General features: G+C 44.5%; 2 protein-coding genes and 2 pseudogenes. 2 read left to right on the top strand and 2 right to left on the bottom strand.

The window, feature by feature from the left end; genetic code table 11:
- A pseudogene (locus tag PX481_RS21400) lies at positions 1–322 on the bottom strand (endonuclease/exonuclease/phosphatase family protein); the annotation flags it as partial.
- A gap of 986 nt (positions 323–1,308) precedes the next feature.
- Positions 1,309–1,629 (bottom strand): hypothetical protein, encoded by a 321-nt coding sequence (locus PX481_RS21405; protein ID WP_288095882.1) that lies wholly within the window; start codon positions 1,627–1,629, stop codon positions 1,309–1,311.
- A 562-nt stretch (positions 1,630–2,191) separates the two neighbouring features.
- Here PX481_RS21405 and PX481_RS21410 point away from each other — a divergent pair.
- Together PX481_RS21410 and PX481_RS21415 are read left to right on the top strand one after the other, a co-directional pair.
- On the top strand, positions 2,192–3,628 hold the full coding sequence (locus PX481_RS21410; protein ID WP_288095884.1) for a folate/biopterin family MFS transporter: 1,437 nt from the start codon (positions 2,192–2,194) through the stop codon (positions 3,626–3,628).
- A gap of 338 nt (positions 3,629–3,966) precedes the next feature.
- Positions 3,967–4,138 (top strand): annotated as a pseudogene (locus PX481_RS21415) (ISNCY family transposase); the annotation flags it as partial.

Below are 4,138 nucleotides of genomic sequence, written 5' to 3' on the forward strand. Positions count from 1 at the left end.
ATAGTTGGTAGTTGACGTTGTAGGTCATTACAGTCAATGGGAAACCACCAGTTCTAGCATCTCGCAACCTCGGAACATACCAGGTACCAATTGTGCTGGCATAAAACCCCAGTCCGACAGCTAACGTGATCATCAATTTCCAGCGCGAAGGACGGAACCTGGGTAAAAACAGAGCCAACAGCAAGATCAAAGTCAAGCCCGCAAACCAAAGATAGCCTGTCCCCAAAATCTCAAAAAACCATAGCTTGTACCATACTCCAGGGGTGAAGCTGATTAGCAACAGGCTAAGTGCCATCGACCACAGCAAAATACTGGTCAGCATAACATCTATTGAAAATCCAATGGCTTTGTCACTGGGGACTAACTAGATATTATACGGAAACTTTCCACACATCACCCCCAATACACATTTTAAAAAAAATCTTTCTGTATATTACTCTCAAATAGAGCGATCGCAAGAAACTTTCCCAATAACACGACAATAAGTCACCCCTTGTGCAACTATATTTTTAGTCTTGATTTACAAGGCTTTCAGAAATTATACCATTTTTCATAAGTAGGGTTTGCGGCAAAAAGTTTTTCGTGGGGGCAAGGGGGGGGGTAAGATACCTGCCAAGAATAAAGAAAAATGGTATTAGCAGAGATAAAGTATCCTCTGGAACCCTGATTCTGTCGTTTTTAGTTGCAGATCGCGTTAAGTCTGTTATGCCGATTGGGGCATTCTTTTATGAACCCTCCACCACTACCAGAGCAGCGTACTGCTACGCCGTGCCTTCGGCATCGCATTAATGCAACAAGTAGATGATCTATCCCCAATTAGCTGCTAATCTGACAGAGGATATTAGATTATCTGGACTTACAGCCTCAATGAATGAGCAAGGTGCGTTCCCAACAATCTATCGGTGCAGTAGTAGGACTGACCTTAGGGAACGCACCCTAGGGCCATGGCGAGCGCACTGAAACAATCCACTACGAGAGCAGCAACTATTGTAGGTTGGGTTGACGCTAGGAAACCCAACCAAGAGTAACCTTTGGGGTGGTTGGGTTTCGCTTAAACAAGCGAATTGAGCCATTTTCGACCCAGTATTGTTGCGCTCAACCCAACCTAGGAGGCGACGCGATCGCACTACTGGCCAAATACTCCAATCCCGTAATAACAGGGACTGTTTCCGCATTTATACATACTTACCAGGATGCGGAACTCGCCAGTCCATCTGGGGGTGACTGTTACTAAAGGCTTATCATCAGCCGAGGTAAGCTAAACGGCGCTTAACCTGCATGATCCAATAGCTATAACCCTTTTGGAGTCTATATCGGTGATCCGAAGTAAAAGCCGTTTAGCTTATCCGTAGCTATTACCCGATCATTTTCATCATAGACCTTAATATCAAGGTCAGAGCAGTCTTTGTCACAAACGCCGATGATGACGTATTGCATTCCCTTCTGAAGGTCTAAAGTAGAAGACTTTGCGCCGCCATTGGCCAAGGTGGCGATTTTATAGTCATGGGTCTTTTCAAACCCCCTAGCTCCCAGAAGGTCTCGGGCGCCATTAAGCTGGCGGCGCACCTGCACAACGTATTGAGTTTGGCTTGAAGTTTGGGCCGGAGCCAGGCCAGAAGCAGCTAACACCGTTGCGACGGAAAGGCAGGAACAGACCAGTAGGCCTCTGAATCGTCTTTTCATCATTTTCTCCTGAAACTGTTGTTGGTGCAGGAGGTGAGGATTGAAATCTGCCGTGGCACCACTATCACGACAGTCCTCAGAGGGTGGAGCGAGAAGTATTCTCAAACCAATTAAAACCAGGTTGAGGGAACTACGAGGGAGGCGAAGTCTATCAGCAAAATCGAATCTGTTACAAGCTCTATTTCTTAACTGGCAGGATAGCCGCCCAGCTAGATATTAGACCGAAACTTTCCCCATATCACCCCAAATACACATTTTTTTAAAAATCTTTCTGTATATTACTTTCAAATAAAGCGATCGCAAGAAACTTTCCACATAACATTACAATAAGCCTTTTATGCCGATTGGGGATGGGGAAGTGGGGAGCAGGGGAAATTCAACTAAAACCCTAAAACCCAATACCCAACCGCCAAAACCTAAAGCTCAACAGTTAAACCCTAACAGCTAACGCACCGATCGAGCGCTCAATCATTATTATAGAGACAGTAACAAATATTTATGAAACTTCATGCTTATTAATCGCCTTGGCATCGATCGCGGGAAAAAATTCCTTAAAGAGAGTATCTTATTCGGAAATGACCCTAATCCCGAATTAATTGGCATTTTAGGGGTTTATTTCGTGCAGGGCATTCTCGGACTCTCCCGATTAGCGGTTAGCTTCTTTTTAAAAGACGATTTGGCCTTGAGTCCCTCCCAGATGGGGGCATTAATCGGAGTGGCGGCGATTCCTTGGGTGATTAAACCAGCTTTTGGCTTTCTTTCGGATGGTTTGCCTATTTTCGGCTATCGTCGTCGGCCCTACCTAATTTTATCGGGAATTCTCGGGGTTTTAGCTTGGTTGGCCCTAGCCACTGTGGTGGAGAATGCCTGGCAAGCGACGGCGGCGATCCTGCTTGGTTCCCTTTCTGTCACCATTAGCGATGTCATCGTCGATTCTTTGGTAGTAGAAAGGGCGCGCAAAGAGTCCTTCACTCAATCCGGTTCTCTACAGTCCTTAACTTGGGGAATATCGGCGCTAGGCGGCTTAATTACGGCTTATCTGGGGGGTTGGTTACTGGCACACCTCGGTACTCGTCCTGTCTTCGCTCTCACGGCTATTTTTCCCCTGATTGCCTCAGCCATGGCGTTTTTAATCACAGAGGAAAAAGTCAAGAATAATGATGATACACAATCCACGCCCAAAGTCAAGGAGCAAATCGGGCAATTATGGTCAGCAATTAGACAAAAATCAATTTTATTACCCACTGCCTTTATTTTTCTCTGGCAGGCTACCCCTAGCGCCGATTCTGCCTTTTTTTACTTCACCACCAACGAGTTAGGATTTGAACCGGAATTTTTAGGACGAGTGCGCTTAGTCACCAGTTTAGCCTCGATCCTGGGCATCTGGGTATATCAACGGTTTTTAAAAGCGATTTCCTTTCGTTTAATTTTGGGTTGGAGTACGGTGATTTCCGCGCTTTTAGGGATGACTACCCTACTCTTAGTTACCCATACTAATCGAGCGCTCGGTATTGACGATCATTGGTTTAGTTTGGGGGATAGTCTCATCCTCACCGTCATGGGACAAATTGCCTTTTTACCGGTCTTAATTTTATCGGCCCGTCTTTGTCCCGTGGGCATTGAAGCATCTCTATTCGCTTTATTAATGTCCATCTGGAATATGTCAGGATTAGTTTCCCAAGAAATCGGCGCTTTATTAACCCATTGGTTGGGAGTCACCGAAACTAATTTTGATAACCTTTGGTTATTGGTAGTGATTACTAATCTCTCCACTCTCCTACCTTTACCCCTAATTAAATGGCTACCTTCTACGGATCCCCAATCTCAGGAAGTCAAGAAAACTTTTCCCCCCGCAGAAGTCTTTGAACATCATGTTACTGGTTCTTTAGCCGAACCGGGTTTTATTCCTGAACTTGTCCCCGAATTAATCGAGACAAGAGATTGACACTCCCATTGATTATTCCAGAAAACGGGTTTCTTTGAGAAACCCGTTTTCTATGGCAAATTCTCAATGCCATCTTCATCTTGCTTAATTGAGAACAGTTTTTAACTTTTCCAAGACAGAATTGTTTAACGTAATTTTTCCCATTCTTCTAATATTTGCTGGCTGTAAAATTTTATCCAGCAAGCTTTTGCTGATATCTCCTTAGTGTGGATTAGGAATCCAGATTTTGGTAATGATTCGGTAGTAGTGGCGTAGCCCTCTTGCTTACCTGGTATGAATTGTGTAAAATATTTATTAATAAAAATAATTGGAACCCGCTCAGTCTTTAAACCTCTAGCTTGCTCACGACTTTTCTGATAAATATCTTTTTCTGGCTCCTGTCTGGCTTACTGAAATATCAGTCTAGCACCGAACAAAGTGCCCCCCCTAGTTCACCTCCGTTCCCCTGTCCTAATTGTGGTTCTCACCCTACGATCAAGAATGGTTCTATTCCTAAGGGAAAACCCAAAC

Source organism: Microcystis sp. M53603_WE2 (genome assembly GCF_030065435.1).